Raw genomic sequence first — 3,532 nt, forward strand, 5'->3', positions numbered from 1 at the left:
CGGGTCTATCCGCAGGACATCGAGCCTGATCCGGACCTGCTCGCCGAGGAGGAACGTCTCATCGCGCGCGAGGAAGAACTGGCGGCGCAGAATGACGGCGAGGATTGGAATGACGCGGAGACCGAAGAATATTACGCCATCGAACCGCGCCTGCGCGAAATCGAGGTCTTGCAGGGAGAGCGGCAGCCCTATGCCGACGCCGATCGCGCCATCGCCGGCGTGGTTCTGACCATCGGCCATGACGGGGCGTTGCGCGTCGAGAAAGGCCTCGTGAGACCGGAGGATATTCCAGCCGCGCCCGAACCTGACGAGACCACCGCAGATGCGGATGGCGCCCCCTCCCCTGCCCGGCCACACGTGACGCCGCCGACCTCCTCCACGCCGGTGCCAACCTCCGATCCTGCCGCGACGTTGCGCAAGGCGGACGGGATTTCGGCGAGCCTCGCCGATGATCTGCGCGCGACGCGCCAGCACATCTTGCGGGCGCATCTGGCGGCGGATTTCGAGGTGGCGTTCGATGCGATGCTCTATGCGCTCTGCGAACAGGCTCTGGGCCGGTACTATAACAATGAGGCACTCGACATCTCGATCCGGCCCTTCCAGGCGCAAAACCGCGAAGTGCTGCACGCGGACACCGTCGCCCAGAAGATGCTCGAGGCGCTGGAACAGGACCTTGCCACGGACTGGATGAAGCTGGAGAAACCCGAAGATTTCCGGGCGATGTCGGCACTGCTCATTGCGGACAAGCAGGCGCTGTTCGCCTGGGCGACGGGTCTCGCGGTCAAGCCGCAGCTAAGCACGGACAATCGCCCTTCCCCGATCATCGAGGAGATCGGTGCGCGGCTCGACGTCGACGTGGCGGCCTGCTGGCGTCCGACCGCGCAAAACTACTGGGGTCGGGTCAACAAAGGGCATGCGGTGGCTACGGCGCGCAAGCTAATCGGCGACGACTACGCTGAGGATCGAAATCGCGAGCGCAAGGGCGATATCGCGGCCGCGATGGAGCGGGCGTTCGCGGAAACTTCGAGTGAGACGGAAGGGTTCGACGCCGCAACGGTTGCGAAAACGACGCGGTGGCTGCCCGACGGGATGGTGTTTGCCGGTGCGACGGAGGCTGGTGCCGACACGGCAGGCGCTGCGCCGGAGACCGAGGAGGGAGATCTGTCCGCCGAAGATTCTTTGAGCGACGCTGAGAGCAATGAACCGTCGTCCTTGCCCGCCTTCCTGAGCGAGGATGCGGCCTGACGCGGCGAAAACCGATCCGATCATGACCTAAGCCTTGGGCCGTCCTCGCGCAGAGGGCGGCCCTTTCCCGCTGACGGGTTTCACGCAGCCGATATCGGATCGGCGGGCCCGTCTCGGAGACATCCCATGACCACCACACTCGATCTCGATCCCGTCAAGGAAGCCGCACTGATTGCTGCTCAGAATGACGCCTTTCGCCTCTCCATTCTCGGGACCACCCCCGTCGCCGATGCCCCGCAGGGCCAGTTCGTGATGACCCGTGGTGTTGCAGCACTAGGGCCGGACGCCCAGCTCGCTCTCACCCGCCGCGTCGCTTCGTTTGATGCGTTCACCGCTGACAGCGACCCTCATGGTTGGCACGAGATGGGGGTCATCGACTTCGACGGGACCACGATCTGGTTCAAGCTCGATTTGTACGACGTCGACTATCAATATGGCTCTCCCGAGCCATCCGATCCCGCGCAAACCCGCCGCGTCCTGACCCTGCTTCTGCCGTCAGAATACTGACGCCCCTCTTCTTCAATATCACCTCGGATCGCCCTTGCACAAAGGGCGGTCCTTTCGCGCTGACGGGTTCCAAGGGGCGCGATACCCGCGTTCTGCCCGTCGCAGGAGACCAGAAATGGCCAAGACACTCGAGTATCAGATCTCCCTCTATCCCGCGCATCGTGACGGCGCCTTCGTTGTCACCCAGTTCCAGATGATGGCGAGCTACCCAGAAAAACGCATCCAGGCCGCGGGCATGGACGATCTGATCGACAAGGTGACGCAGTTCGCGATGGAGCATGGCGAGAGCTGCAGCGCCTCGGTGCGCTGCCTCGCCCCGCGCAAACCGCCGGGGTTCAAGCGCGCGACCGAGAATCTGTATTTCAACCTGGTTGACCAGACGGGTGACGAACGCGGCGACGCCGCGGCTTGAAGCCCCCGCAGGAAACCCCTTGGGCGATCTGATGCAAAGCTCGCCCTCCCCTTCCCTCAATTCCAAAGGATCGAAGACATGACACAAGTGAATGATTTTTACGCGCAGATGCTGGAAGCCCAGCAATGCGCCGCCGAGCAGAGGGTTGTGACCCGTGCCGCCCTTCTGACCGAACTGTGTGCCCTTGGCGTGACGAAGATCGAGGTGCAATACGAAGGCTACGGCGATTCCGGCAATGTCGAAGATGTCGCCGTGACGCCAGACACGATCGCTCTCTCAGAAGAGTTGCGCCGTCGGGTCGAAGATTTCGGCTGGGACTTCGCCTATGCGCTGAGCCCCGGCTTCGAGAACAATGAAGGCGGCTATGGCGAACTGACCTGGGTTCTCGAGACTGACAAGATCGATGTCAGTCATTCGAACCGGTACATCGAGACCAACACCAGCGAACATGAGGGGCTCTGACATGGCACACCCCCTCCACCACGCTGAAAGCTCGGCCCGAAAGTTTGGCGGTGTTCCAGATGATTACCAATATGTGCACGATTGGTTCGACTCATCTAAGGAACACCTCGCACTTTTCACCCACCGGGCACATCGGCACCACACGCTCGGGATCTTCGAAGCTGAGCGCTTGTTTGGGCGCAGCCTGACCAACAGCGCGGGCCGGGTCGTGCCCATCCGCTGGATCGGCGAACAGCATGTGCGCGAAGACTGCCAAGGGCGCATCCCGTCGCTGGCCGACTGGCTTGGACGCATCCAACCGGAACCGTGGATGGCCAACGGCCGGATCGACAACGACCCGACGCAGATCGGCAGCGATCCGCGCGCGGTCTGGAGCCACGCGGTGGCAAATCACCAGACCATTCTCGGCTTCGAGGAATGGCTGCTGAAGGTCTCGGTCGAACACGTTCAGCACCGCCAGAACCGCGCCGCCGCCTGATCCGCCGGGGGGCGACCTCACCAACCAACTCATCACAACCAGATCGACTCGCCTGCGCCCAATCGGCCTGGCGGGTCGTTTTCGTTCCAAGAAAGGACATCGACATGCACGACCCTGTCTATGAGGAGGCCTATCACGGCCATACCATCAAGATTTTCCATGACCCCGATCCCGAGAGCCCACGGGAGTGGTCCAACCTCGGCACGCTGATCTGCTGGCATCGGAGATACCGGCTGGGCGACAGCCACCATTTCGACAGCCCCGAGGCGTTCCTGCGTGATCTCGTGGGCGTCTCGGATCAGAGCGACCTCTCGATGGACCAGCTCCGCGACCGCGCCGAGCGCAAGGCAATCCTGCTGCCCGTGTTTCTCTACGATCATTCCGGTCTCGCGATGAACACCATCGGGTTTCACTGCCCGTGGGATTCC

4 protein-coding genes and 2 pseudogenes are annotated in these 3,532 nt (G+C 62.7%); all 6 read left to right on the forward strand.

Going from position 1 to position 3,532, the window contains the following annotated elements:
- Positions 1-1,245: pseudogene (locus tag PVW51_RS24075) on the forward strand (ParB/RepB/Spo0J family partition protein); the annotation flags it as partial.
- A 126-nt stretch (positions 1,246-1,371) separates the two neighbouring features.
- The gene (locus PVW51_RS24080) at positions 1,372-1,752 is read left to right on the forward strand and encodes a DUF3768 domain-containing protein (RefSeq protein ID WP_274578218.1); all 381 of its coding nucleotides are present in this window, start codon (positions 1,372-1,374) and stop codon (positions 1,750-1,752) included.
- 115 nt (positions 1,753-1,867) lie between these two features.
- Positions 1,868-2,164 carry a hypothetical protein gene (locus PVW51_RS24085; protein WP_274578221.1) on the forward strand — a complete coding sequence of 99 codons (297 nt, stop codon included), beginning with the start codon at positions 1,868-1,870 and terminating at the stop codon, positions 2,162-2,164.
- A gap of 78 nt (positions 2,165-2,242) precedes the next feature.
- Positions 2,243-2,626 carry a DUF6878 family protein gene (locus tag PVW51_RS24090; RefSeq protein WP_274578222.1) on the forward strand — a complete coding sequence of 128 codons (384 nt, stop codon included), beginning with the start codon at positions 2,243-2,245 and terminating at the stop codon, positions 2,624-2,626.
- 1 nt (position 2,627) lies between these two features.
- Complete coding sequence (locus PVW51_RS24095; protein WP_093455098.1) at positions 2,628-3,104, forward strand: DUF6915 family protein; 477 nt, start codon at positions 2,628-2,630, stop codon at positions 3,102-3,104.
- Positions 3,105-3,208: 104 nt separating this feature from the next.
- Positions 3,209-3,532: pseudogene (locus PVW51_RS24100) on the forward strand (hypothetical protein); the annotation flags it as partial.

Source organism: Sulfitobacter sp. PR48 (assembly GCF_028807335.1).
In the GTDB taxonomy this organism is placed as follows: Bacteria; Pseudomonadota; Alphaproteobacteria; order Rhodobacterales; family Rhodobacteraceae; genus Sulfitobacter.